The organism is Actinomadura sp. 3N508, assembly GCF_044326375.1.
In the GTDB taxonomy this organism is placed as follows: Bacteria; Actinomycetota; Actinomycetes; order Streptosporangiales; family Streptosporangiaceae; genus Spirillospora.
The window spans coordinates 637,911-662,511 of sequence record NZ_JBIRAX010000003.1; the positions used below are offsets into that span (position 1 = coordinate 637,911).

Sequence of the window (24,601 nt, forward strand, 5' to 3'; positions counted from 1 at the left end):
TAGAAGCGCGTATCACCGGTTCCGGCGGCGCCTGTCAGCCGATCGGCGTGACAGGTGTCATGCGGGCCGGGGGTGTCATGCGGGCGGCGCCAGGCGGGTCTTGACGACCTTGCCCATGGCGTTGCGCGGCAGCGACTCGACCAGGTGCACCACGCGGGGCCGCTTGTGGGCCGACAGCCGCTCCGCGACGAAGTCGGTCAGCTGCCGTCCGGTGACGCCGTCGGCGACGACGTAGGCGGTGACCTGCTCGCCGAGGTCGTCGTGCGGGGTGCCGACGACGGCGGCCTCCCGCACGCCCGGGTGCGCGAGCAGCGCGTTCTCGATCTCGCCCGCGCCGATCCGGTAGCCGCCGCTCTTGATCAGGTCGGTGGACGCGCGGCCGACGATGCGGTGCCAGCCGTCCGGCCCGATGGTGGCGATGTCGCCGGTGCGGAACCAGCCGTCCGCCGTGAACGACTCGGCGGTGGCGCCGGGGCGGTTGAGGTAGCCCTTGAACAGCAGCGGGGCGCGGACGTGCAGCTCGCCGGGCGTCTCGCCGTCCGCCGGGACGGGCTTGCCGTCCTCGGCGGCGAGGCGGGTCTCGACGCCGGTCAGCGGGGTGCCGACGTAGCCGGGACGCCGGTCGCCGTCGGCGCGGGCGCTGATCGTGATCAGCGTCTCGGTCATGCCGTAGCGCTCGACCGGCCGGTGCCCGGTGAGCTGCGCGAGCCGCTCGAAGACGGGCACGGGGAGGGGCGCGCTGCCGGAGACGAGGAGCCGCGCGCCGCGGAGCGCCTGCGCGGAGGGCGGGTCGGCGGCCGTCCGCGACCAGACGGTCGGGACGCCGAAGAACAGGCTCCCGCCGTCGTTCGCGGCCGCGGCGGCGTAGGCGGCGGGCTTCGGACGTCCCGTGTGCACGAGCGGCGAGCCGACCCGCAGCGCCCCGAGGACGCCGAGGACGAGCCCGTGCACGTGGAACAGCGGCAGCCCGTGGACGAGGACGTCGTCCGGGGTCCACGCCCAGGCGTCGGCGAGCGCGTCCAGCCCGGCGGCGATGGCGCCGCGCGAGATCAGCACGCCCTTCGGCGCGCCTGTCGTCCCGCTGGTGTAGAGGATCAGCGCGGTCGCGCCGGGGCCCGGATCGGTCTTGGTGTTCCCGTCGTGCGGGAGCGCGTCGACGGGGATGAACGGCGGCTCGCCGTCCGCACGCGGGCCCGCGTCGCGGGCGGCGAGGAGGAGGCTCGCGCCGGAGTCGCCGAGGATGTGGGCGCGTTCGGCGGGGCCGGAGTCGGGCGGCACCGGCACGACCGGGACGCCCGCGAGGAGCCCGCCGACGACCGCCGCGACCGTCTCCAGGGAGGCCGTGGCGTGGACGGCGACGGCGTCCGCGCCCCGGATCTCGGCGGCCACGGCCGACGCCCAGCCGAACAGCTCGTCGCGTGGCAGGCCGCGTCCCGCGATCCGCACCGGGCCGCCCGTCGCGCCGAGCAGGTCCATGCCGTGGCCCCTCTCCGTGTCGTCCTGGAAGTATGCCGTCCGTGCCGTTCCCGCAGGGTGCCGCCCTGACCTATCCCGCGCTCGCCGCCCGGCTGCTGGTCCTGCCGCCGTCGTGCGGCCCGGCGCGCCTCGTCGCGATCGACGGGCCGAGCGGCGCCGGGAAGTCGACGTTCGCCGATCACCTGGCCGAGGTTCTGGTCGGCGCGCCGGTGGTGCGGTCGGACGATTTCCGCGTGCCGTGGGACGCCGATCCGCTCACCTGGTGGGAACCGCTTCGCGCGGCCGTCCTCGACCCGCTGCGCGACGGGCGGCCCGCCGTCCTGCGCCGCTACGACTGGCACCGCGACCTGTACGGGCCGGAGGAGCAGATTCCGGCCGGGCCGGTGCTGATCGTGGAGGGCGTCGGGGCCGCGTGGGCCGGGTCGCCCGCCGCGTTCCGCATCTGGATCGACGCGCCGCACGACCTTCGCCGCGCCCGCGCCATCGACCGCGACGGGCCGGAGCACGCCGGCGACTGGGACGCGTGGAGCATCCGCGAGACGGCGTTCTTCACCGCCGACGGCACCCGCGCCCGTTCCGGCCTCCTCGTGGACGGCACCACGCTCACGTCCCACCGCTTCCGGGCCTACTCGGCGGAGTCGACGCCGGCGGACGGCAGCCCGCCCGACAGTTCGGGATAGCCCGGCCCGCGGTCGAAGAACGGCGCGGGTCCACGTTCGGCGCGCAGGCGCTCACGCAGGGACGTGGTGGCGTTCTCGTCGACCAGGCCTTCGGTCAGGACCACGCCGTAGTCGTCGCGGGCTCCGTCCACCGACACCTTGCCGTCGCGGACGTCGGCGGCCACGCGGGACGGGTCGCGGTCCAGGGGGTCGCCCCAGCCGCCGCCCCCGGTCGTGCGGATGCGGATGACCTGCCCGGCCTTGACGGGATGGTCGTCGACGAGGCCGTCCATCTCCTCTCCGTCGATGTCCACGCGGAAGGGACGCCCCGCGCGGCCGCCGTTGACGCCCCAGCACGACAGGATCGACCGGTCGGCGATCGACATGTAGTGCGCGTCGCGGAGCATCCGGATGTGCTTGTCGTAGCCGAGCCCGCCCCGGTACTCCCCCGGCCCGCCGGAGTCGGCGGCGAGGCCGAGCCGCTCGACGATGAACGGCCAGCGGGCCTCGGCGAACTCGGCGGGGATGTTGCGGGAGTCGGGCACGACGTGGATGGTGTCCTCGCCATCCGCGTAGTAGCGGCCTCCGGAGCCGCCGCCGAGCACCTCGCGCATCAGGTACGGGCCGCGGTCGTCCTCGCCGTAGACGCCGGTGTAGCGGATCGTCTCCTGGTCGGCGGGCATCCGCCCGCCGGTCGCCTTCGCCAGGACGCCCGCGAGGACGCCGAGCAGCCGCAGGATGACGAACGTGCGCGCGTTCGTCGGGGCCGGGAACACGGGTGTGAGCAGCGTGCCCTTCTCCGGGAACCGCATCTCGATGAGCGGCACGACGCCCTCGTTGACGTCCAGCTCGGCGGCCCGTTCAGGCGTGTCGGCCAGGTTCCGCAGGACGGGCGCCAGCCACTTCTTCAGGAACACGCCGTCGGAGTAGTCGCCCGCGTGGTTGATAGGCCCCTTGGCCTGCGGGGACGTCCCGGTGAAGTCGATGACGAGCGGGACGTCCGCCGCCTTGTCGACCGTCAGCGTGATGCGCTGGGCGTGCAGGCGCGGCGGGTCGACGCCGTCGTGCTCGGCGTAGTCCTCCCAGGCGAACGTGCCGTCCGGGATCTTGGCGAGGAGCTCGCGGCGGAACGTCTCCGTCGTCCGGTCGATGATTGCGTCGAAGCACGCCTCGACGTCGGCGCGGCCGTAGCGGGCGAACAGCTCGCCGAGGCGGCGGGCGCCCATCAGGCAGGCGGAGCATTCGGCGTCCAGGTCGCCGGCCAGCGAGTCGGGCATCCGCGAGTTGCGGGTCATGATCGTCAGCGCGGCCCGGTTCGGGACGCCCTGGTCCCACAGCTTGATCGGCGGGACCATCAGGCCCTCCTCGAACGCGCTGCGCGCATGGCTCGGCATCGACCCCGGGACGGCGCCGCCGATGTCGTCGTGGTGCCCGAACGCCTGCACGAACGCGACCACCTCGCCGCCGTGGAACACCGGGACGGTGACGCACAGGTCCGGCAGATGCCCGATGCCGCCCTCCGACAGGTACACGTCGTTGTGGAAGAACACGTCGCCCGGACGCATCTCCTCGGGCGGGAAGTCGCGGGCGATCGGCTGGACGAGCGCGGAGTAGGAGCGCCCGGTCAGCTTGCGGAGGCGGCGGTCGTGGATGCCGGCGCGGAAGTCGTGCGCGTCGCGGATCATCGGGGAGCGGGCCGTCCGGGCGATGGCGGTCTCGACCTCCCGCTCGACCGAGGCGAGGGTCCCTTCGACGATCTCCAGCAGGATCGGGTCGATCGTCATCGGGTCACCACCAGGTTGCCGTGGCCGTCGAGTTCCGCGGTGAAGCCGGGGTGCAGCGGGAGCGTCGAGCCGAACTCCTCGATGACGGCCGGGCCCGCGATCGTGTCACCGGGGGCGAGTTTCTCGCGGCGGTAGACGGCCGCTTCCTGCCAGGCATCGAAGTAGACGGTTCGGGTGCCCGTCTGCGCGCGCGTGGGGTCGCCGTCTCCCGGCGGGCGTTCGGTGAGGCTCGGGCGGGCGATCGGGCCGATGCCGGAGACGCGCAGGTTGACCCACTCGACGGGATGCCGCGGGTCGTCGCGGTAGCAGTACCCGTAGAGGGCCTCGTGCGCGTCGTGGAACCGGCGGACGACCTCGGCGCGGAACTCCTCGCCGGGGCGTCCGGCGGGCGCGGGCACCCGCACCTCGAACGCCTGGCCGTAGTAGCGCAGGTCGGCGGAGCGGGCGAAGCGGCGGCGGCCGTCCGGGAACCCTTCGCGGGCCAGCGCCTGCGCGGCCTCCGACTCCAGGTCGGCGTAGACCTCGTCCAGGAGGGACGGGTCGAGCTCGGCGTCGCGGACGACGCGCGTCCGGACGTGGTCGTTCTTCACGTCCACCGTGAGCAGCCCGAACGCCGACAGGTTGCCGGGGTTCTCCGGGATCACGGCGGCGGGCAGGCCGAGCACGTCCAGCAGGCGGCAGGCCAGCAGCGGGCCGGACCCGCCGAACGCGACGAGCGGGTAGTCGCGGACGTCCAGGCCCCGCTTGACGGTGATCTGCCGGATCGCGTTGGCCTGGTTCCACGCCGAGATCTCCAGGATGCCCGCGGCGGCCCTCTCCACCGGCAGGCCCAGCCCGCCGGCGAGCGTTTCGAGGCCCGCGCGGGCGGCGGCCACGTCCAGGGGCACCTCGCCGCCGAGCAGGTGCGGCGGGATGCGGCCGAGGACGGCGTGCGCGTCGGTCACCGTCACCTCCGTGCCGCCGCGCCCGTAGCAGAGCGGGCCGGGGTCGGCGCCCGCGCTGCGCGGCCCGACCTTCAGCGCGCCCTCCGGCGACCGCCACGCGACCGACCCGCCGCCCGCCCCGACCGTCACGATGTCGATCATCGGGATCTTGACGGGGTGGCGGCCGATCGAACCCTCGGTGGTGAGGGTCGGCTCGCCGTCCAGGACGACCGCGACGTCGGTGGACGTCCCGCCCCCGTCCAGCGTCACGACCGAGCCGTGCCCGCTACGGGACACGACGAACGCGGCGCCCAGCGCCCCGGCGGCCGGGCCCGACAGGACGGTCGTGATCGGCTGCCGGGCGACCTCGTCCGCCGACAGCACGCCGCCGTTGCTCTTCATCACCAGCAGCCGCGACGCGACCCGCTCGGCGATCCGCGCGAGGTAGCCGTTCATCGCGGGCTTCACGGCGGCGTCGACCAGCGTCGTCACCGACCGTTCGTACTCGCGGTACTCCCGCAGCACCTCGCACGACAGCGACACCACCGCGTCCGGGTGCTCGCGGGCGAGCACGTCCCGCATCGCCAGCTCGTGCGACGGGTCGGCGTAGGAGTGCAGGAAGCACACCCCGATCGCGAGGATCCCCGCGTCGCGGAACCAGCGGGCCGCCGCGACCGCCGACGCCTCGTCGAAGGGGCGCAGCTCGGCGCCGGTGTGGTCGAGCCGCCCGCCGACCGTCCGGACCCGGTGCGCCGGGACGATCCGCGGCGGCTTCACCCAGAAGTAGCTGTTGCCGTAGCCGTCCGGGACGCTCTGCCGCGCGATCTCCAGGATCGACGCGAAGCCCTCGGTGGTGATGAAGCCGAGGTCGTCGATCCGGTCCTCGAGGAGGCGGTTCGTCGCGACCGTCGTGCCGTGCGAGAGAGCGGCCACGTCCGGGGGCTCCGCGCCGAGGAGGGCGAGGACCTTCGCGACGCCGTCCGCGAAGCCCTCCGCCGGGTCGGCGGGCGTGGAGGGCGTCTTCGTGGTGACGAGCCCGCCGCCGTCCTCGTCCAGCGCGACGACGTCGGTGAACGTCCCGCCCGTGTCGATCCCGATCCGCAACCGCCTCGACCGCCTCATGGACACGGGTCTACCGGACGCCGCCCACCTGCGGAACCGTCGCATTCTGCCAACGGGCGGGATCGCCTTTCGTGAGGACCCGGTACGGCTAGGCTGAGCCTTTCCCAATTCCCATCAGACGCTGGAGCCCGTTCATGGCCCTGGAACGCCCCGAGATCGACTTCCCCGAGGGACAGCCGCCCGCCTACCTCGACATCACCGACATCACCGAGGGCGACGGTCCGGAGGCCGCGAAGGGCTCCACCGTGTCGATGCACTACGTCGGCGTGTCGTGGTCGACGGGCGAGGAGTTCGACGCGTCCTGGAACCGGGAAGGCACGCTCGACTTCGAGCTCGGCGCCGGCCGCGTCATCAAGGGCTGGGACATGGGCATCGCCGGGATGAAGGTCGGCGGGCGCCGCAAGCTCGTCATCCCGCCGCACCTCGCCTACGGCGACCGCAGCCCGAGCCCGGCCATCAAGCCGGGCGAGACGCTCATCTTCGTCGTCGACCTCGTCGCGGTGAGCTGACGCCCCCGCCCGTTCAGCGGCGGGCGCGGCGGCCCAGGAGGTAGCCGAGCAGCACGCCGGCGAGGGCGAGGAGGCCGCCGGAGCCGAACGCGACGGCCATCGGCCAGACGGCGGAATCGCGCGGCGGCCCGGCGGCCGCCGCGCGTCCCGCGTAGACGGCGCCCGTCCCGGCCCGCGGGCCCGCCGCCGGCGCCTCGGGTGCCACGGCCGGGGGCGCGGTCAGGTCGCGTTCGACGGCGGCGAAGAACTCGCCCGCGGTGCGCTTGGCGACGCTGCCCAGCATCCGCTGGCCGACGCCGCCGACCATCCCGCCGACGACCGCGTCCGCGTCGTAGTCGATGCGGGTCGAGCCGTCGCCGCCGGTGAGCCGGACGCGGACGGTCGCGTCCACCGTCCCGGGCGCGCCCTGGCCGCTCGCCCGCAGGACGAACGAGCGCGGCGGGTCGGGCTCGGCGAGCTCGACCCGCCCCTCGTAGGTGCCCTGGATCGAGGCGACGCCCGCCGTGACGGTCATGCGGTAGGTGTCCGGGCCGGTCTCCTCCAGGGAGCGGCATCCGGGGATCGTCCGGGCCAGGACGGCCGGATCCTGGAGCGCGTCCCACACGCGGGCGAGCGGCGCGGCGACGGTGGCAGTGCCGTTGAGCTGCATGACCTGACTCTAGGGAACGACACCGCCGCGCCGAACGGCAACATCTGCCGAGTACACGCCGAGGATTGGGCAGATGCGCCCGCGCGATCGTGGGAAATGGTCAGATATGTCCGGCAGGTTCCGCCGGGGTGCGAACTCCCCTCGCCACCGGCGCGTCAACCGATGCGAACCAGCAGCCGAAAGACCGAACGGAGTACGCGGCCGATGCGAGGTACGACCCCCGTGATCGCGATGGTGGCCGCCGGCGTGGTCGGCGTGGCCGCGGGCGGCTGGCCCGTCCTGACGGCGCGGGCGGGCGACTCGGGCCCGTCGATGCGCACGCAGCTCGCCGCCGTCCTCGGCGACCAGAAGTGGGCGACGCCCAAGCCCGGCTCGTGGACGCCGCCGCAGCCGTCCCAGAATGGGCTGCCCCCGGTCATCAAGAGCATCGAGACGCAGGAGCGCGTCGTCTTCCTCACCATCGACGACGGCTACGAGTACGACTCCGAGTTCGTGAACCTCGTCCGCACGCGGAAGGTTCCCATCATGACCTTCCTGACCTCCACCTACATCAAGGGCCAGGGGCAGTACTTCTGGGCCATGCGCAACGCGGGCTCGGTCATGGAGAACCACACCGTCAGCCACCCCAACATGGCGACGCTCCCCGCCGACAGGCAGAAGCAGCAGATCTGCGACGCCTCCGACCAGATCCAGAAGCAGTACGGGCGGCGTCCCGAAATCTTCCGGCCGCCGTTCGGCAGCTTCAACGAGACCACCCTGCAGGTCGCCAAGCAGTGCGGCGTCAAATCGGTGCTGATGTGGTCGGCGGAGTTCTACAACGGCACCACTGGTCCGGGCGTCGGGTTCAACGGCTTCGCGCGCGGCGACGGCGGCAAGGGCTTCAAGCCCGGCGACATCGTCCTCATGCACTACCGCAAGGGGCTCGCCAAGGACCTCCTGACGATCCTCGGCTGGATCCAGCAGGCCGGGTTCCGGCCCGCCGCCGTCCAGAACTACCTGCCGAAGTCGCTCGGCGGGAACGCGCCCGACAAGCCCGCGCCCGCGGGCGGCTGAAAGCCGACCTTCCCGGAGGAATCCCGGTTACGCCGAGCGCCCGCACCCCCGTTGACTAGGGTCAACACGCTGGCGGGGTTGAGGTCCCCCGCACCCGAGCCGACCCCGCCAGCACTACAAACTCCGGGCCTCCTCCCGGACGATCAGCGCCGGGTCGTCCGCCGCCCGCCGGCGCAGCTCGTAGAGGGTGTCCGGGGAGATCGGCATCGCGTCCACGCGGACGCCCTCCGCGTCCTCCACCGCCGACGCGATCACCGCCGACACCGGGATGACGCCCGCCTCCCCCGCGCCCTTGATGCCGAGCGGGTTCAGCGGCGACGGCGTCTCCAGATGATCGGTCTCGATGCGCGGGATCTCCGTCGCGTACGGCATGAGGAAGTCCATGAACGACGCGTTGAGCAGCTGGCCCGACTCGTCGTAGGCCATCCGCTCGTACAGCGCGCCGCCGACGCCCTGCGCGACGCCGCCGTGGATCTGCCCCTCGACCACCATCGGGTTGATGAGCCGCCCGCAGTCGTGGACGACCGCGTACCGCAGGATCGCGATCTCCGCCGTGTCCGGGTCGACCTCGACGATCGCGGCGTGCGCGCCCGCGGCGAACGTGGACCGGATGGGCGAGTAGTAGTCGCGGCCCTCCAGGCCCGGCTCGTCCCCCGCCGCGACCGGCGGCTCGGTGACGGGGCGGCCGACCGCGAACTGCGTCGCCGCCGCGGCCTCCTCGTCGAACGCGTACCGCAGCGGGTTCGACAGGACCGCGACCGTCCGCAGCGGCACCGACGCCGACGGGTCGCCCTTGACGTGCACCACGCCGTCCGTGATCTCCAGGTCGGCCGGGTCGGCTTCGAGGGCCTCGCCCGCGATCCGCAGCGCCTTCGCGCGGACCTTCCGGCAGGCGAGCGCGATCGCGTTGCCGCTCATCACGGCGGCGCGGGACGCGAACGTCCCGACCGCGTACCCGAACCGGCGGGTGTCGCCCGTCGTGACGTGCACGTCGCCGATCGGGACGCCGAGCTCCGCGGCGGCGATCTGCGCGAACACGGTCTCGTGACCCTGGCCCTGCGAGGTCAGCCCGGTCGAGACGTGCACCCGCCCGGCCGTGTCGATCTCGACGTGGCCGCCCTCGTACGGGCCGACGCCCGTCCCCTCGACGTAGATCCCGAGGCCGATGCCGAGGCGGCGGCCGCGGGCCCTGGCGGCGGCGCGCTCGGCGTCGAAGCCGTCCCAGCCGATCAGCTCCCGCGCCTTGCGGAGCAGCTCCGGGTAGTCGCCCGAGTCGTAGATCAGCGGGCGGCCGTCCTGGAAGATGAGGCCCTGGTCGTAAGGGAACTCGTCGGGCTGGATGAGGTTGGCGGCGCGGACGTCGGCGCGGTCGAGGCCGAGGTGGCGGGCGACGCGGTCCATGGTGCGTTCCATGCAGAACACGCCCTGCGGGCGTCCCGCGCCCCGGTACGGGGTGACGATCAGCGTGTTGGTGTAGAGGCTCGTCACCTCCGCCCGGTACGCGCCGATCTTGTACGGGCCGAGGAGCTGCGTGGACGTGACGATCGGGATGATGATCCCGTACGGGGTGTAGGCGCCGTGGTCGTGCCGGATCTTCACGTCCAGGCCGAGGATGCGGCCCGCGTCGTCGAACCCGACCCGGACGTCCTGGAGCTGGCCGCGCTCGTGCGCGGCGGAGACGAAGTGCTCGCGGCGGTCCTCGGTCCACTTGAGCTCGCGGTCCAGCAGCCGCGCCGCCCACGGCACGAGGACCTCCTCCGGCCACGGGTGGACGATCTTGACGCCGAACCCGCCGCCGACGTCCGGCGCGACGACCTCGACCTTCCCGTTCGGCAGCCCGAGCCGCGCGGCGATCGCGGCGCGCACGCTGGTCGACGCCTGCGTGGACGAGTACACGCGCAGCGACCCGTCGTCGGCGTCCCAGCGCGCGTAGACGCCGCGTCCCTCCAGCGGCATGGACGCGCTGCGCTCGATCGCGAGACCGAACTCCAGCACGTGCGGCGCGGCGTCGATCGCGGCGGCGGCGTCCCCGGTCTCCTGGACGAGCACCGCCCCCACGTTCCCCGGCACGTCGTCGTGGACGAGGTGCTCGGCCCGCGTCGCCGCCTCGATGCCGACGACGGGCGGGAGCGTCTCGTACTCGACGCGGATGCGTTCGGCGGCGTCTTCGGCGAGATACCGGTCGCGGGCGACGACCATCGCGACGGGCTCCCCGACGTGCCGGACGACGTCGCGCGCCAGCGGATATCCGGTGCGGCCGTGCGTCAGCGCGGGATGCGGGATGAGCAGCGGCAGCGGCTCCCCGACCCGGCCGGGCAGGTCCTCCCAGGTGTAGACGGCGACGAGGCCGTCGACGTCCAGGGCGCCGGACACGTCGATGTCGGCGATCCGGGCGTGCGCGTGCGGCGAGCGGACGAACGCCGCCGCGAGCGCGTCCCGTCCGAGGTCGTCGAGGTAGCGGCCGCGGCCGGTGAGGAGGCGCTCGTCCTCGCGGCGCTGGACCGGCTCGCCGAACACCCGCGTCCCCATCTACGCCTCCCCTTCGTCGGCGGACAGAGCGAGCAGGTCGGCGGCGCGGTGCACCGACTTGACGATGTTCTGGTAGCCGGTGCAGCGGCACAGGTTCCCGGAGATGCCCTCAAGGACCTGGTCCTCGGTCGGGCGGGGCGTCTCGCGCAGCAGCGCCGTCACCGTGCAGAGGAACCCGGGCGTGCAGAACCCGCATTGCAGGCCGTGGCATTCGCGGAACGCGCGCTGCACGGGCGAGGGCGTCCCGTCCGCGTCCGCGAGGCCCTCGACGGTGGTGATCTCGTGGCCCGCGGCGGTGACGGCGAGCATCAGGCACGACCGCACCGGCTCCCCGTCCAGCAGGACGGTGCAGCAGCCGCAGACGCCGTGCTCGCAGCCGACGTGCGTGCCGGTGAGCCCGAGATCGTGCCGCAGCAGGTCCGACAGCAGGCGGCGCGCGGGGACGCGGGCGGTGCGGTGCGTCCCGTTGACGGTCAGCGCGACCTCGAAACTCTCCTCCATCACTCCCCCGCCCTTCGCAGCGCCTCGGCCGCCGCCGACTTGAACGCGCGCTCGGTGAGCACGCCGGTCAGGTGCCGCCGGTACGCGGCGCCGGCGTGGATGTCGGTGTCCGGGTCGATCCGCTCGCGGACGTGCGCGGCGGCGGCCCGCCAGTCGCCGTGCAGCCCGGCGGCCCCGGTCAGGTCGAGGACGAGCGGCGTCGCGGCGATCCCGAGATATCCGGCGCGGGCGGCGGAGAGGCGCAGGTCCTCGTCCAGGGTGACGACGGCGGCGACCCCGGCGATCGCGTAGTCGCCGTGCCGCCGCGACGTCTCCATGAACGCGGTCCCGGTGCGGGGCGACGCGGCCGGGAAGAACGCGGAGACGGCCAGCTCGCCGGGTTCGAGCGCGGGCTCCATCGGCCCGCGGAAGAACTCGGCGGCCGGGATGGTGCGGCGCCCGCGCGCCGACGCCGTCTCGACCGTCCCGCCGAGCACGGCCAGCACGGCGGGCAGCTCGGCGGCGGGATCGGCGTGCGCGAGGCTCCCGACGACCGTGCCGCGGTTGCGGATGACGGGATGCGCGACGTGCCGCAGCGCCCGCCCGAGCAGCGGCTGGACGCCCGCGGCCGCCGCCGAGCGCTCCACCCGCGCGTGCCGGGCGAGCGCGCCGACCCGGACGCCGCCGTCCCCCGCGTGCAGGGTGTCGAGCTCGGCGACGCGGTTGATGTCGACCAGCTCCGGCGGCGCGGCGAGCCGCATGTTCAGCAGCGGGATGAGGCTCTGCCCGCCCGCGAGGACCTTGCCGGACGGCGCCGCGGCCAGTGCGTCCAGAGCCTCGTCGAGGGTGCGCGGGGCGTGGTAGCCGAACGGCGGCGGCTTCATCCGGCCGCCCGGCCGCCGGGCGGGACGTCGGCGGGCGGGATGATGCCGCCGCCCTGCCCGCTCGGCCCGCGGACCGCGTTCAGGACGTGGTAGCCGACCAGCACGGCGATCGTCCCGAGCGCGATGCCCTGCAGCGGGAAGTCGTCGGTGATGTTCAGTGTCACGTTCCCGATGGCGAGAATGAGGCCGGCCGCGACCGGGACGAGGTTCACCGGATCGGCGAAGTCCACCCGGCTCTCGATCCAGATCTTCGCGCCGAGCAGCCCGATCATCCCGTACAGCACGACGGTGATGCCGCCGAGGACGCCGCCCGGCGTCGCGGCGACCAGCGCGCCGAACTTGGGGCACAGCCCGAACAGGATCGCGACGATCGCGGCGACGTAGTAGGCGGCGGTCGAGTAGATCCGGGTGGCGGCCATGACGCCGATGTTCTCGGCGTAGGTGGTGGTCGGGGAGCCGCCGACCGCGGAGGCGAGCGCGGTGCCGACGCCGTCGGCGGTGATGGCGCGGCCGAGGACGGGGTCGAGGTCGTCACCGGTCATCGCGGCGACGGCCTTGACGTGCCCGGTGTTCTCCGCGATCAGCGCGATGACCGCGGGCAGCGCCAGCAGGATCGCGGAGGTCTTGAAATCGGGGCCGTGCAGGCTCGGGAACCCGAACCAGTCGGCCGCCTCCACGCTCGAGAAGTCGATCCGGTCGTGCGGGAACGCGGTCGCGACGCAGTACGTGCCCTCGGCCGTGCACGGCTTGCCCGACGCGTCCAGCAGGTTCTGGCCGGGGAGAACCGACGTGACCTTCCCGGCGGTGTTGTCGAGAAGCCACGACAGCAGGAACCCGAACACCAGTGCCAGCAGCACCGCGATCCGCGCCCAGAACCCGCGCAGCAGCACCGCGCAGAACACCGCGAAGGCCAGCGTCGCGAGCGCGACCCACTGGTCCTGCGGCCAGTAGACGTTCGCGACCACCGGCGCCAGGTTGAACCCGATCAGCATCACGACGGCGCCCGTCACGACCGGCGGGAACACCCGGTGGATGACGTCGCCGCCGGCGAAGTGGATCAGCACGCCGACCGCCGCGAGCACCGCGCCCGCGACGAGGATCGCGCCGGTCACCGTCGCGCTGTCGCCGCCCGCCGCGCGGATCGCCGCGACCGCGCCGACGAACGAGGCGCTGGTGCCGAGATAGCTCGGCACCCGGCCGCCGACGATCAGCAGGAACAGGACCGTCGCGACCCCGGACATCATGATCGCCAGGTTCGGGTCCAGGCCCATCACGACGGGGAACACGAACGTCGCCCCGAACATCGCCACCACGTGCTGCGCGCCGATGCCGGCGGTGCGCGGCCACGACAGCCGCTCGTCCGGCCTGACGACCTCGCCGGGCGGCGGGGTGCGCCCGTCCCCGTGCAGCTTCCAGCCGAACACCATGGATGGCCCCTCCCGCTCAACCGTCCGCTTTCCTGCGGGCACGGTAGATCTACCCCGGTCGGGGGGCATCGGCGACATCTGCCAAAGCCCGCCCCCGGTAGCGGCGGGAACGGCGCGTCATCGGAAGATCACCGAGGCGTCGGACTACCCTTGGTTACCCTCAGATACCACGCATGCGCAGCACGTGAAGGGCGAGGGTGAGGTTGAGGCGCAGATGGGCGTCCTCCGTGAACGCTCCGAGCATCCGCTCCAGTTTCCCGATGCGGTAGCGCAGCGTGTTGTAGTGGAAGTGGAGACGGCGGGCGGTCTCCGCGACGTTGAGGTTGGTCTCCAGGAGCACCTGCAGCGTGCGCCGCAGGTCGACCAGTTCCGGCTCGTCGTCGGTGGCCAGGTCGCCGAGCGTCTCCCGGACGAACGCGTGCAGCTCCTCCGGATCGGACACCAGGCTCAGCAGCCGGTACACGCCGAGCTGGTCGAAGTGCGCCCGCGCGCCCGCGCCGTTCAGCTGCCGCCCGACGCGCACGGCCTTGACGGCCTGCTCGTACGCCTCGGGCAGCGCGGCCGGGGACGTCACCGTCCGGCTGATGCCGGTGGAGAACGTCCGGCGGACCGGCAGGTGCTCGGCGAAGATCGACGACGCCTCCTTCAGCATCGCCTGGACGGGCCCGGCGGTCAGCTCGGCGGGGTCGCCGCCGTCCGCGCCGATCACCGCGACGACCTCGTGCGCGAAGCTCGCGACGGCGGCGCCGCGGTCGTGCCGCCGGACGGCCGTCGTCCACGCCGCGGCGAGCCGCTCCTGCGCGGAGCGCTCTTCGGCGCCGCGCCCGCCGCCGCGCGTGGCGGCCTCGGCCTCGGTGCCCTTGCCGCGGGCCTTCCCGTCCGTCTCGGGGGCGGGCGGGGTGCCGCGCGGGCGGCCGTCGAGCTCGGCGACGACGACCATCACGGGACGGTCGAGGTCCCAGCCGAATCCGGCGCAGTGGGCGATGACGCGGTCGTCGTCGCCCGCGCGCCCCGCGAGGATGTCGCGGAGGAAGTCGGCGCGGTACTTGCTCTCGACGGCCGCGACGGCCTGCTGTTTCGTCACCACGAGCGCGGCGACGGTCGCGGCGCGCTCCAGGATGCCGAGGTCGCTGCCGCGCAGCGTGCCGCCGGGGCTGAAGGCGATGATCCGGCCGTGGTCGAAGCCGCCCGCCATCACGGGCACGACCAGGTGGTCGCCGGTGCCGTGCGCGCCGATGATGCCGCAGCCGCCGCGCCCGCAGGCCGCGTGCCGGCCCGCGTCGAACGCCCGCATGGCCTGGACGTGCTCGTCCGGACCGGCGCCGGCGAGGACGCGCTGCTCGCCGTCCACGACGACGACGGCGACGTCCAGCAGCGTCGCGACCTCGTCGACGACCTCCTGGAGGCCGCCGCCGCACAGCACGATCTGCACGAGCGCGCGGTGCACCTCCTCGGTGCGCGCGAGCACGGACGCCTGCCGGTTCAGGATGTCGGTCAGGACCTGGTTCAGGATGTCGTCGAAGCCGACGTCGTTGGGGAGCAGGATCAGGGGGAAGCCGCGGCGGTCGGCCTGCGCGATCATTTCGGCGGGGAGCGAGTCCAGGTAGCGGCCGAGTTTGATGGCGAGGGCCGCGAGTCCGCGCTCGTCCAGGTCGGAGACCAGGTTGTCGAGCGACTGGGGAGTGTTGCGCAGGGGGTAGCCGGTGGTGAGAAGGAGCTCGTTCGGCTTCACCCACGACAGGATGTCGGGGACCTCCATCACGTTGAGACGCTGGACGATGCGTTCGAGACCGGACCGGCCGGCGATGAGGCGGGCGCCGTTCAGGGTGCTGACGCCGAGGACCTCCCCGACCGACAGGCCGTAGGTCAGTGTTCCGGTGCTCGCGAGCCGCAGGGCCGGTGGGCCCGGGTCCGCTGTGGTGTAGCTCATGCCAGGGGTCACCTCGCTATTTGGTGCGTACATCGCCCGATTTGGCGTGATCGCTACCGGTTCCTGATCAACACTGACAACTAAGACGAACGATGACAAGCATCCTTGGCAGCTTTCTCCATACGTCCGGTGCGGGGCCCGTTCTAACGTCTCGGCAGAGGCCGGGCAGCCCGCACGCCGGGCGGCGACCCACGCCGGCCTCGGGAGGATCCGTGACCGCTCTCGTCCGCGACCCGATCCCGCTTCCGGCCCGGCCCGGACGCCGGCCGCCCGCCGCCGGCGCCGCGAGCCTGGCCCTGCGGCCGCTGCTCGACCCGCCGCGCCGCGCGGCGCGGGTCATCGCCGTGTTCCCGGCGGCGCTGTACCTGGAGATGCGCGGCGGCCCGGAGCCGCGGGTGCTCGCGGTCGTCGCCTCCGACGCGCACCGGCTGCCGAACTCGGTGGTCGTCGTCGCGGCACGCCGGGAGCAGCCGTTCCGGTCGATCCGGGAGGGCGGCGAGGCGTGGGTCGGCGACGGGCAGGTGGAGGCGGGCCCGCTGCACGTGCGCGTCCGCCGCTGGTGGGACCCGGCGCCCGTGCTCGGGCCGGTGCACACGTCCGCGCTCGCCTACGGCGTCCGGTGCCTGGAGGACGAGCTGGCCGGCGCGGGGACGGCGGGCGGCGGCCTCGGCGACCATCCGGACCCGGCCGCGCTCGCCGAATGCTGCGCCGCGGGCGACCTCGCGGGCGCCGTGGAGGCGGCGGAGCGGATCGTGGGCCTCGGCCCCGGCCTGACGCCGAGCGGCGACGACATCCTGTGCGGCCTGCTGGTGTCGCTGCGCGGCGTCGGCGACGCGCTCCGCAACGGCCGCACGGCCGTGTGGCTGGCCGACTGGCTCGGCGCGGCGGTCACCGCCGACGCGGGCACCCGGACGACCGCGCTGGCCGCGACCCTGTTGCACTGCGCGGCGGACGGCGGCGCGGGCGCGGAGGTCGCCTCGGTGCTGCGCTGCGTCGCGGGCCACGAGCCCGCGGACCCCGCGGCGACCGGCCAGGCCGTCCGGCGCCTCCTGGCGGTGGGCCACACCTCCGGCGCCGACCTCGCGCACGGCGTCCTCGCGGGCTGCCGCGCCGCCCTCGCGCTGACGAGCATGCACACCGCTTCGAGGGTGACTGCATGAGCGACTGGGTCGAGGTGCGCCCGGGGAGCTACCACGATTCGGTCACGCTGATGCGGGTGAGCCGTTCGCTGTCGGAGCGGCCGGACGTGGCCGCGGCGATGGTGGCGATGGGCACCGAGCTGAACCGCGAGATGCTGGAGCGGATGGGCTTCGCGGTGCCCGCGGGCACGAGCCCCGATGACCTGGTGGTGGCCGTCCGGGCGAAGGGCGAGGCGCTCGACGGGGCGCGCGACGCGCTGGACGCCCTGCTCCGCGAGATGTCCCGCCCGCCCGCCGATACGGGGGTCATGGGTGCGGTGGCGCCGCCCCGGACGACCGCGTCCGCGGCGGCCCGCGCGGACGCGACGGTCGCGCTGCTGTCGGTGCCGGGCCCGCACGTGTTCCCCGAGGCGATGGACGCCCTCGACGCCGGCCTCAACGTCATGGTCTTCAGCGACAACGTGCCGCTCGCCCAGGAGATCCTGCTGAAGGAGGCCGCGGCCCGGCGCGGGCTGATCGTGATGGGCCCCGACTGCGGGACGGCGGTGATCGGCGGCGCGGGGCTCGGGTTCGCCAACGCGGTCCGGCCGGGCCCGGTCGGGATGGTCGCGGCGTCCGGGACGGGCGCGCAGCAGCTGATGTGCCTGCTGGACGAGGCGGACGTCGGCGTCAGCCATGTCCTCGGCGTCGGTGGCCGGGACCTGTCGCCCGAGGTCAGCGGCCGGTCCGCGCTGGCGGCGCTGGCGGCGCTGGACGCCGACCCCGGCACCGAGCTGATCGTGCTGGTGTCCAAGCCGCCCGCGCCGCAGGTCACCGATCTGATCCGGGAGGCGGCCCGGCGGCTGGACACCCCGGTCGTGTTCGCGCTGCCCGCCGCCGGCGAGGACGACCTGACGGCCGCGGCGGAGAAGACGCTGAAGGCGCTCCGCCGCGTGGTCCCCGCATGGCCCCGCTGGAAGGCGGCGCGGCGTCCGGCGCCGGTGACGGGGAAGGCGCTGCGCGGGCTGTTCGCGGGCGGGACGCTCCGCGACGAGGCCGAGGCGATCGCGCGGGAAGCCCTCGGCTGGGATCTGGATGGCCGCGACCACCGGTTCACCGACTTCGGCGACGACGCCTACACCCGCGGCCGCGCCCACCCGATGATCGACCCGGCGCTGCGGCTGGAGGCCGTCCGGGCGGAGGCGGCCGACCCCGGCTGCGGTGTCCTGCTGCTGGACGTGGTGCTCGGCCACGGCGCGGAGCCCGACCCGGCCGCGTCCCTCGCCCCGGCGATCGCGGACGCGGTGCGGGACCGCCGCGACCTGGGCGTCGTCGTGTCGCTGTGCGGGACGCCCGCCGACCCGCAGGACCGCGACCGGCAGGCGGCGGCACTGTGCGAGGCGGGCGCGGACGTGTTCGCCTCGAACGCGCAAGCCGCCCGGCACGCCCTGGCCATGATCGAGGCGGCCCTCGCGGAAGGGACGACCACATGACCGAGCAGCGGCGACCGCTCGGCGGGCTCCTCGCCCGCGACCCAAGGGTGGTCGCGACGGGCGTGGAGGTCCTCGCGGACGCGCTCGCGGACCAGGCCGTCCCGGTCGAGCGGGTCGACTGGCGGCCCCCGCCCGCCGGGACGGAACCGGCGCTCACGGCGGTGCTCGGCGACCCCGGGCACGCGGACGCCAACGCGCGCGCCGTGCGGCGCATGGTGTCCTCCCGCCCGCATCTGGTGGACGTGCGCCCCGCCCGCGAGGTCCTCGGCCTGGACAAGGCGACGTTCCTGCACGCGGGCCCGCCGCTGGAGTGGGAGCGCGCGTCCGGCCCGATGCGCGGCGCGCTCATCGGCGCGATGCTCCTCGAAGGGCTCGCGGAGACGCCGCTCGGCGCCGAGCACGCCCTGGAGCGCGGCGCGGCGACGCTCGAACCGTGCCACCACCACGCCACGGTCGGGCCGATGGCGGGGGTCGTCAGCCCGTCCATGTGGATGCTGGTCGTGGAGGACGCCGAGCACGGCGGCACCGCGTACTGCTCGCTCAACGAGGGCCTCGGGAAGGTCCTGCGGTACGGGGCGTACGGGCCGGCCGTGATCGACCGGCTGACCTGGATGGGCGAGGTCCTCGGGCCCGCGCTCCAGGCGGCCGTCCGCCACCACGGGCCGCTCGACCTGATGGCGGTCATCGCGCAGGCGCTGCAGATGGGCGACGAGCTGCACAACCGGAACCGGGCGGCGACGTCGCTGCTGCTGCGCGAGCTGGCGCCCAGCCTGCTCGCCGCCGAGGACGTCCCGCGCGACCGGGCCGCCGAGGCGCTGCGGTTCGCGGCGGGCAACGACCACTTCTTCCTCAACGCGGGGATGGCCGCGGCGAAGGCGTGCGCGGACGCGGCGCGGAACGTTCCGGGGTCCAGCCTGGTCGTGGCGATGGCCCGCAACGGCACCGACTTCGGCATCCAGGTGTCGGGCACGGGCGACCGCTGGTTCACCGGCCCCGCGGGCGTCCCCGACGGCCTCTACCTGGGCGACTACGGCCCGGACGACGCCAACCCCGACATCGGCGACTCGGCGATCACCGAGACCGCCGGGCTGGGCGGGTTCGCGCTCGCCGCCGCGCCCGCGATCGTCCGGTTCGTCGGCGGGGAGGTCCCCGACGCGATCGCCGCGACCCGGCGGATGTACGAGATCACCCTCGCCGAGCATCCGTCCCTGCAGATCCCGCTGCTGTCGTTCCGCGGTACCCCCGTCGGCGTGGACGTCACCCGCGTCGTCCGCACGGGGATCCTGCCGGTCATCGACACCGGCATCGCCGGACGCGAGGCGGGCACCGGCCAGGTCGGCGCCGGGCTCGTGGAACCGCCGCCGAACGTCTTCACCGACGCCCTGCACGCGCTCGCGGAGACCGCGTAGAGCCCCAGGTCAGGGGTACGGTGCCGCCATGAGCGAGCTGATCACCGGGGAGCAGTACGCGCTGAGCGCGGGCCCGTACCAGGCCGTCGTCACCGAGGCGGGCGCGGCCCTGCGGGAGCTGACGCACGAGGGACGGCCGCTGATCCTCTCGCACGGCGCAGGCGAGCCCGCCCCCGCCGCGTACGGCCAGCTGCTGATCCCCTGGCCGAACCGCGTCGACCGGGGCCGCTACTCCTACGGCGGCGCGACGCACCAGCTCGACGTGTCCGAGCCGGAGCGGGACTGCGCGATCCACGGGCTCGTCCGGTGGGCGCCGTGGCGGGCCGCCGTCCAGGAACCCGGCCGGGTACGGCTGACGTACCGGCTCCTCGGCACGGCCGGTTACCCGTTCCGCCTCGACCTGGAGGCCGAGTACACCCTGGACGCGTCGGACGGCCTGCACGTCCGGATCACGGCGCGGAACGCGGGCACGGCGACGGCCCCGTACGGGCACGGCGCGCACCCGTACCTCACCACCGGGGAGCCGATCGACGCCTGCGCGGTCACGCTCGGCGCCGATCGCTACCTCCCGGTGGACGACCGGATGATCCCGTCCGGCCCGCCCCTCGACGTCACCGGCACGAAGTACGACCTGCGCAACGCCCCCGTCCTCAGCGACCGGAAGATCGACAACGCTTACACCGTCCTCCGGCCCCCACCCACCACCAATCAATCGACGAGCTCCGCTCGGCCCGCCGATGACCGCGACGGCGACGGCCGCGCCTGGGTCAACCTCTCGGGCACCACCCGCACAGTGCGGCTCTGGGCGGACGAGGCGCACCCCTGGATGGAGATCTACACCGCCGACGACGCCCCCGACCCCCGCGAGGGGCTGGGCGTCGAGCCGATGACGTGCCCGCCGAACGCGCTCGCCTCCGGCGAGGGCCTGCGGCACCTGGAACCGGGCGAGGAGTTCACCGGCACCTGGGGAATCCAGGCGGCCGGCTGAGCCGTCCAGGTTCCCCCGGAGGCACAAGGTGGGGGATCATATCGGAGTGAATCTCAGCGTCTCCTCGTACGACGACCTGTCCGCCCGCATCAGCGCCGTCCGCGACGAGCACGGCGAGCGCCGGCCCGGCGGCGCCGACGGCCGGCAGCCGGTGCACACGGTGTACGTGCCGGCCGACCGGTTCTCCCGCTCGACCCCCGCCGACTTCGGCGCGGAGGCGCTGCGGCTGCTGAACACCCACACGCCGGGCGCCGGGTCGTTCGGCGCGGCGTTCGGGCTCGATCCGGAGATCGCCGGGCTGGTCCGCGAGCGGGTCGCGGCGAAGCTGTCCGCCGAGCCGGTCGAGGACGTGCGGATCGACTTCGAGGACGGCTACGGCGTGCGCTCCGACGCCGAGGAGGACGGCCACATCGAGCAGGTCGTCGAGGCCGTCGCCGCCGCGTACCAGGTCAAGGGCCTCCCCCACTACTGGGGCGTGCGGGTCAAGTCGTTCGCCGACGGCGGGCACGAGCGCTCGATGCGGACGCTCGACGGGTTCCTCACCGCGCTGCGCGACCGGCTCGGCCGGCTGCCCGGCGGGTTCACGATCACGTTCCCGAAGGTGATCGCGGCCGAGCACGTCGTGCTGTTCGCCGAGTGGCTGGACCGGCTGGAGACCGCGCTCGGGCTGCCGTCCGGCATCCTGCGGTTCGAGGTGCAGATCGAGACGCCCGACGCGATCCTGGACGGCGAGGGCCGCACCGGGCTGCGCGGGATCGCCGACGCCGCCGCGGGCCGCCTCACCGCCGCGCACTTCGGCGTCTACGACTACACGGCCGCGCTGGGGCTGCCGCCGCACGAGCAGCGCCTCGACCATCCCGCCTGCGACTTCGCCCGGCACGTCATGCAGGTGTCGTTCGCGGGAACCGGCGTACGGCTGTCGGACGGCTCCACCAACGTCATCCCGCGCAACGACGGCCCCGACGAGGTCAACGCGACCTGGGCGACGCACGCCGCGCACGTCAGGCATTCGCTGGAGCACGGCTTCTACCAGGGCTGGGACCTGCATCCCGCGCACCTGCCGAGCCGGTACGCGGCCGTGTACGCGTTCCATCTGAGCGGCGTCGACGACGTCATCGGACGCGTGCGCGCCTGGCACGAGCAGGCGGGGGCCGAGTCGACCGGCGTGCTGGACGAGCCCGCCACCATCAAGGCGCTCACGTCCCGGCTCCGCCGCGCGGTCGACTGCGGCGCGCTGGACGAGAGCGTCCTGCCCGCGTCCTGAACCCGCCCGCCTACGGGCGCGCCGGTCAGCGGGGCTCGTGGCCGCGGCGCCTGAGGGCGGTCAGGTCGTCGGGGGTGTCGATGTCGTCGGGTGCGGCGACGTCGTCGCACGGGACGGCCGTGACCAGGCCGGGATGGGCGCGCAGGAAGCCCCGCGCGCCCGTGTCGCCGACCGCCGCCTCGGCCACGGCCGCGAAGTGCGCCGCCCGCAGCAGGACGGGGTTGCGCCGCTCTCCCCCGTAGGTCGCGACGGCGATCTCCGCGCCCGCCTCGTACGCGGCGATCAGCCGCCCGACCGCGGCCGCCGTGATCAGCGGCTGGTCGACGAGCGCGACGACGGCGGCGGGGCAGGCGGGCGGCAGCGCGGCGAGCCCGGCGCGCAGCGAGGAGCCCATGCCCTCCCGCCACCGCGGGTTCGGGACGACGACCGCGCCGATGACCTCGACCGGTTCCGCCCCCACCACGACGATGGCCGGTGAGCAGCCCGCGTCCCGCAGCATCCGGACACCGCGGTCGACGAGCCGCTCGCCGTCGAGTTCGAGCGTCGCCTTGGGCCGTCCGAGCCGGCTCCCCTCCCCCGCCGCGAGGAGCAGGCCCGCGGGAGGTTCCGCACCGTGCAGAGTCATCCCGCGAGGGTAGTGCGGTCAGGGCGCGTCGCGGTGGATCCTGCCGGAGGTGTCGGTGAGCGGGCGTCCCGAGCCGCCCCAGCGAAGCTGGACGAGTTCCGCCGCGATCGACACCGCGGTCTCCTCCGGCGTGCGGGCGCCGAGGTCCAGCCCGATCGGCGAGCGCAGCCGCGCCAGCTCGGCCTCGGACAGGCCCGCCTCCCGGAGCCGGGCGAGCCGGTCGTCATGGGTGCGGCGCGACCCCATCGCGCCGACGTACCCGGCGCCGGTGCGGAGCGCCACCTCCAGCAGCGGCACGTCGAACTTGGGGTCGTGGGTCAGGACGCAGATCGCCGTCCGCCCGTCGACCGAGCCGGCCGTCTCCTGGAGGTACTTGTGCGGCCACTTCACCACGACCTCGTCCGCGTCGGGGAACCGCTTGGGCGTGGCGAACACGGGACGCGCGTCGCACACGGTGACGTGGTAGCCGAGGAACTTGCCGATCCGGGCGACGGCGGCGGCGAAGTCGATCGCGCCGAACACCAGCAGGCGGGGCGGCGGCGCGAACGAGTGCACGAAGACGGCCAGCTCGTCCAGCCGCCGCTCCCCCTCGCGGCCGTAGTGGCGCTGGCCGGTGAGGCCCTGGGCGAGCATGCCGCGCGCGTCGTCGTCGACGGCGGCGTCGAGGCGGTCGGCGTGCGGGGCGCCCGGCGCGAGCGACCCGGACGCGCGGCCGGCCCAGATCACGCGGCGTGCGCCGACCCGGCCCGGCCCGGCGACGACGGTCGCGACGGCGACCGGCTCGCGCGCCGCGATGGACGCGGCGACCTCGGCGAACTCCGGGAACGTCGCCGGGCCGACCGGCTCCACCAGCACGTCGAGGATCCCGCCGCAGGTCAGGCCGACCGCGAACGCGTCGTCGTCGCTCACGCCGTACCGCTGGACGACGGGCTCGCCGCTCTCCAGCACCGACTGCGCCAGCTCGTACACGGCGCCCTCGACGCAGCCGCCGGACACGCTGCCCGCGACCTCGCCGCCCGCCGACACGGCCATGGCCGCGCCGGGCGGGCGCGGTGCGCTGCGGAAGGTGTTGACGACGGTCGCGAGCCCGAACGTCTCCCCGGACGCGTACCAGCGGGCGATGTCGTCCAGCACGTCACGCATGTGCGCTCCCCTTTCCCGCCCCGCCCGCGATGAGGCGGGCCAGCTCTTCCAGCGCCGCGAGGCTGTGCCCGGACGTGAAGTCGTCGACGTGCGGCAGCGCCGCCGCCATCCCGGCGGTCAGCGGCTCGTACCCGGGACGCGCCTTGTGCGGGTTCGCCCACACCACCCGGTGCGCGAGCCGGCGCAGCCGCGCCATCTGCTCACCGAGCAGGGCGGCGTCGCCGCGCTCCCAGCCGTCCGAGGCGATCACCACGACCGCGCCGCGGGCCAGGCCGCGCTGCCCGAACCGGTCGAGGAACTCCTTCAGCTCCGCGCCGAGCCGGGTGCCGCCGCTCCAGTCCGGGATCGCCGCGGACGCCGCCGCCATCGCCGCGTCCGGGTCGCGGTGCCGCAGCTCGCGGGTGAGGCGGGTCAGGCGCGTCCCGGCGCTGAACACCTCCACGCCGCGCCCGCCGGAGCGGGCCCCGCTGGAAAGTGACAGGGCGTGCGCGAAGCGGAGCAGCGCGTCGGCGTAGGGGCTCATCGAGCCGCTGACGTCCACGATCAGCACGACGCGGCGGGGGCGGGTGCGGTGCGTCCGGTGTTTCAGCAGGGACGTCTCGCCGCCGCGCCGCAGCGTCTCCCGGACGGTCCGCGCCGGGTCGAGCCGCCCGGTCGGCGCGGGCGCGAACCTGCGTGACCGGCGCCGCTCGGCGCCCGCGCCGAGCACCGCGATGAGGCGGGCGACCTCGGCGCGCTCGGCGGCGGTCAGCCGCGCCATGTCCCGGTCGCGGAGCACCTCGACGGCGCTGGCGGTGGCGGCCTTCAGCCCGTCGCTCTCCTCGCCGCCGTCGGAGCCCGCGCCCTGGTCGGGTGTCACCGTCCGGCGGACGATCACGGGCGGGGGCGTCCTGCGGCCCGGGCGGGCGGTCGCGCCGGAGAAGTACGCGGCGAAGCACCGATCGTAGCGGGCGAGGTCATCGGGGTCGGCGCAGAGGGTCAGGCGTCCGGCCCAGTACACGTCGGACGGGTCGAGGACGTCGAGATGGTCGAGTGCCGCCAGCATCGACTGCACCCGCTCGGGATCGGCGGCGCCGCCCGCCGCGCGCAGCGTCCGGGCGAACCCGACCATCGTCTCGGTGACATCGCGCCGCATG

The 24,601-nt window shown here is 74.5% G+C and carries 20 protein-coding genes; 8 read left to right on the forward strand and 12 right to left on the reverse strand.

Translation table 11 applies throughout. The annotated features are described in order from the left end of the window. Positions 1-75: 75 nt before the first annotated feature. Positions 76-1,476, reverse strand: coding sequence for an acyl-CoA synthetase (locus tag ACH34S_RS14280; RefSeq protein WP_395953051.1), 1,401 nt, complete (start codon positions 1,474-1,476; stop codon positions 76-78). A 41-nt stretch (positions 1,477-1,517) separates the two neighbouring features. Here ACH34S_RS14280 and ACH34S_RS14285 point away from each other — a divergent pair, with 41 nt between their 5' ends. Next, the gene (locus ACH34S_RS14285; RefSeq protein ID WP_395953052.1) at positions 1,518-2,156 is read left to right on the forward strand and encodes a uridine kinase; all 639 of its coding nucleotides are present in this window, start codon (positions 1,518-1,520) and stop codon (positions 2,154-2,156) included. Here ACH34S_RS14285 and ACH34S_RS14290 read toward each other — a convergent pair. Continuing rightward, complete coding sequence (locus ACH34S_RS14290; RefSeq protein ID WP_395953053.1) at positions 2,102-3,919, reverse strand: hydantoinase B/oxoprolinase family protein; 1,818 nt, start codon at positions 3,917-3,919, stop codon at positions 2,102-2,104. The genes ACH34S_RS14285 and ACH34S_RS14290 overlap by 55 nt on opposite strands. Beyond that, positions 3,916-5,964 carry a hydantoinase/oxoprolinase family protein gene (locus ACH34S_RS14295; RefSeq protein WP_395953054.1) on the reverse strand — a complete coding sequence of 683 codons (2,049 nt, stop codon included), beginning with the start codon at positions 5,962-5,964 and terminating at the stop codon, positions 3,916-3,918. Before ACH34S_RS14295 ends, ACH34S_RS14290 begins: the two co-directional genes overlap by 4 nt. A gap of 134 nt (positions 5,965-6,098) precedes the next feature. Between ACH34S_RS14295 and ACH34S_RS14300 the strand changes: the two genes are divergently transcribed. Beyond that, positions 6,099-6,473, forward strand: coding sequence for an FKBP-type peptidyl-prolyl cis-trans isomerase (locus tag ACH34S_RS14300; RefSeq protein WP_395953055.1), 375 nt, complete (start codon positions 6,099-6,101; stop codon positions 6,471-6,473). Positions 6,474-6,486: 13 nt separating this feature from the next. Here ACH34S_RS14300 and ACH34S_RS14305 read toward each other — a convergent pair whose 3' ends face one another. Then, a complete protein-coding gene (locus ACH34S_RS14305) occupies positions 6,487-7,122 on the reverse strand; it encodes a carbon monoxide dehydrogenase subunit G (protein ID WP_395953056.1) in 636 nt (211 codons plus the stop codon). 204 nt (positions 7,123-7,326) lie between these two features. Between ACH34S_RS14305 and ACH34S_RS14310 the strand changes: the two genes are divergently transcribed. Then, positions 7,327-8,175 carry a polysaccharide deacetylase family protein gene (locus tag ACH34S_RS14310; RefSeq protein WP_395953057.1) on the forward strand — a complete coding sequence of 283 codons (849 nt, stop codon included), beginning with the start codon at positions 7,327-7,329 and terminating at the stop codon, positions 8,173-8,175. A gap of 114 nt (positions 8,176-8,289) precedes the next feature. On the opposite strand, the gene cutA is transcribed toward ACH34S_RS14310, so the two are convergent. The 5 genes from cutA to ACH34S_RS14335 form a co-directional block, all read right to left on the reverse strand. After that, positions 8,290-10,704 (reverse strand): aerobic carbon-monoxide dehydrogenase large subunit, encoded by a 2,415-nt coding sequence (gene cutA, locus ACH34S_RS14315; protein WP_395953058.1) that lies wholly within the window; start codon positions 10,702-10,704, stop codon positions 8,290-8,292. Then, positions 10,705-11,205 carry a (2Fe-2S)-binding protein gene (locus ACH34S_RS14320; RefSeq protein WP_395953059.1) on the reverse strand — a complete coding sequence of 167 codons (501 nt, stop codon included), beginning with the start codon at positions 11,203-11,205 and terminating at the stop codon, positions 10,705-10,707. Further along, positions 11,205-12,068, reverse strand: a complete 864-nt coding sequence (locus ACH34S_RS14325) for an FAD binding domain-containing protein (protein ID WP_395953060.1) — start codon at positions 12,066-12,068, stop codon at positions 11,205-11,207. The genes ACH34S_RS14320 and ACH34S_RS14325 overlap by 1 nt, the downstream gene beginning before the upstream one ends. Then, entirely contained in the window at positions 12,065-13,495 is a 1,431-nt protein-coding gene (locus ACH34S_RS14330; protein ID WP_395953061.1) for a uracil-xanthine permease family protein, read from the reverse strand. The genes ACH34S_RS14325 and ACH34S_RS14330 overlap by 4 nt, the downstream gene beginning before the upstream one ends. Before the next feature lie 160 nt (positions 13,496-13,655). Then, entirely contained in the window at positions 13,656-15,425 is a 1,770-nt protein-coding gene (locus ACH34S_RS14335) for a PucR family transcriptional regulator (RefSeq protein WP_395953062.1), read from the reverse strand. Between the two features lie 212 nt (positions 15,426-15,637). Here ACH34S_RS14335 and ACH34S_RS14340 point away from each other — a divergent pair, with 212 nt between their 5' ends. The 5 genes from ACH34S_RS14340 to ACH34S_RS14360 are packed head-to-tail and all read left to right on the forward strand — an operon-like array spanning position 15,638 to position 21,697. Then, positions 15,638-16,585, forward strand: coding sequence for a DUF2877 domain-containing protein (locus tag ACH34S_RS14340; RefSeq protein ID WP_395953063.1), 948 nt, complete (start codon positions 15,638-15,640; stop codon positions 16,583-16,585). Continuing rightward, on the forward strand, positions 16,582-18,036 hold the full coding sequence (locus ACH34S_RS14345; protein ID WP_395953064.1) for an FdrA family protein: 1,455 nt from the start codon (positions 16,582-16,584) through the stop codon (positions 18,034-18,036). Before ACH34S_RS14340 ends, ACH34S_RS14345 begins: the two co-directional genes overlap by 4 nt. Then, a complete protein-coding gene (locus tag ACH34S_RS14350) occupies positions 18,033-19,445 on the forward strand; it encodes a DUF1116 domain-containing protein (RefSeq protein WP_395953065.1) in 1,413 nt (470 codons plus the stop codon). Before ACH34S_RS14345 ends, ACH34S_RS14350 begins: the two co-directional genes overlap by 4 nt. A gap of 28 nt (positions 19,446-19,473) precedes the next feature. Next, positions 19,474-20,433, forward strand: coding sequence for an aldose 1-epimerase family protein (locus ACH34S_RS14355; protein ID WP_395953066.1), 960 nt, complete (start codon positions 19,474-19,476; stop codon positions 20,431-20,433). 46 nt (positions 20,434-20,479) lie between these two features. Next, positions 20,480-21,697 (forward strand): DUF6986 family protein, encoded by a 1,218-nt coding sequence (locus ACH34S_RS14360; protein ID WP_395953068.1) that lies wholly within the window; start codon positions 20,480-20,482, stop codon positions 21,695-21,697. Between the two features lie 25 nt (positions 21,698-21,722). On the opposite strand, the gene ACH34S_RS14365 is transcribed toward ACH34S_RS14360, so the two are convergent. Genes ACH34S_RS14365 through ACH34S_RS14375 form a run of 3 tightly spaced genes read right to left on the reverse strand, consistent with a single transcriptional unit; the run spans position 21,723 to position 24,600 of the window. Beyond that, positions 21,723-22,322, reverse strand: coding sequence for an NTP transferase domain-containing protein (locus ACH34S_RS14365; protein ID WP_395953069.1), 600 nt, complete (start codon positions 22,320-22,322; stop codon positions 21,723-21,725). An 18-nt stretch (positions 22,323-22,340) separates the two neighbouring features. Continuing rightward, positions 22,341-23,465, reverse strand: a complete 1,125-nt coding sequence (locus ACH34S_RS14370) for an XdhC family protein (protein ID WP_395953070.1) — start codon at positions 23,463-23,465, stop codon at positions 22,341-22,343. After that, a complete protein-coding gene (locus ACH34S_RS14375) occupies positions 23,458-24,600 on the reverse strand; it encodes a VWA domain-containing protein (RefSeq protein WP_395953071.1) in 1,143 nt (380 codons plus the stop codon). Before ACH34S_RS14375 ends, ACH34S_RS14370 begins: the two co-directional genes overlap by 8 nt. Position 24,601 lies beyond the last annotated feature (1 nt).

What these genes read in the sequence shown, in the direction of transcription:
- ACH34S_RS14280 (WP_395953051.1), bottom strand. Translation starts at nt 1,476, where the DNA reads ATGGACCTGCTCGGCGCGACGGGCGGCCCGGTGCGGATCGCGGGACGC.
- ACH34S_RS14290 (WP_395953053.1), bottom strand. Translation starts at nt 3,919, where the DNA reads ATGACGATCGACCCGATCCTGCTGGAGATCGTCGAAGGGACCCTCGCC.
- ACH34S_RS14295 (WP_395953054.1), bottom strand. Translation starts at nt 5,964, where the DNA reads ATGAGGCGGTCGAGGCGGTTGCGGATCGGGATCGACACGGGCGGGACG.
- ACH34S_RS14300 (WP_395953055.1), top strand. Translation starts at nt 6,099, where the DNA reads ATGGCCCTGGAACGCCCCGAGATCGACTTCCCCGAGGGACAGCCGCCC.
- ACH34S_RS14305 (WP_395953056.1), bottom strand. Translation starts at nt 7,122, where the DNA reads ATGCAGCTCAACGGCACTGCCACCGTCGCCGCGCCGCTCGCCCGCGTG.
- ACH34S_RS14310 (WP_395953057.1), top strand. Translation starts at nt 7,327, where the DNA reads ATGCGAGGTACGACCCCCGTGATCGCGATGGTGGCCGCCGGCGTGGTC.
- cutA (WP_395953058.1), bottom strand. Translation starts at nt 10,704, where the DNA reads ATGGGGACGCGGGTGTTCGGCGAGCCGGTCCAGCGCCGCGAGGACGAG.
- ACH34S_RS14320 (WP_395953059.1), bottom strand. Translation starts at nt 11,205, where the DNA reads ATGGAGGAGAGTTTCGAGGTCGCGCTGACCGTCAACGGGACGCACCGC.
- ACH34S_RS14325 (WP_395953060.1), bottom strand. Translation starts at nt 12,068, where the DNA reads ATGAAGCCGCCGCCGTTCGGCTACCACGCCCCGCGCACCCTCGACGAG.
- ACH34S_RS14330 (WP_395953061.1), bottom strand. Translation starts at nt 13,495, where the DNA reads ATGGTGTTCGGCTGGAAGCTGCACGGGGACGGGCGCACCCCGCCGCCC.
- ACH34S_RS14335 (WP_395953062.1), bottom strand. Translation starts at nt 15,425, where the DNA reads ATGAGCTACACCACAGCGGACCCGGGCCCACCGGCCCTGCGGCTCGCG.
- ACH34S_RS14345 (WP_395953064.1), top strand. Translation starts at nt 16,582, where the DNA reads ATGAGCGACTGGGTCGAGGTGCGCCCGGGGAGCTACCACGATTCGGTC.
- ACH34S_RS14350 (WP_395953065.1), top strand. Translation starts at nt 18,033, where the DNA reads ATGACCGAGCAGCGGCGACCGCTCGGCGGGCTCCTCGCCCGCGACCCA.
- ACH34S_RS14355 (WP_395953066.1), top strand. Translation starts at nt 19,474, where the DNA reads ATGAGCGAGCTGATCACCGGGGAGCAGTACGCGCTGAGCGCGGGCCCG.
- ACH34S_RS14365 (WP_395953069.1), bottom strand. Translation starts at nt 22,322, where the DNA reads ATGACTCTGCACGGTGCGGAACCTCCCGCGGGCCTGCTCCTCGCGGCG.
- ACH34S_RS14370 (WP_395953070.1), bottom strand. Translation starts at nt 23,465, where the DNA reads ATGCGTGACGTGCTGGACGACATCGCCCGCTGGTACGCGTCCGGGGAG.
- ACH34S_RS14375 (WP_395953071.1), bottom strand. Translation starts at nt 24,600, where the DNA reads ATGCGGCGCGATGTCACCGAGACGATGGTCGGGTTCGCCCGGACGCTG.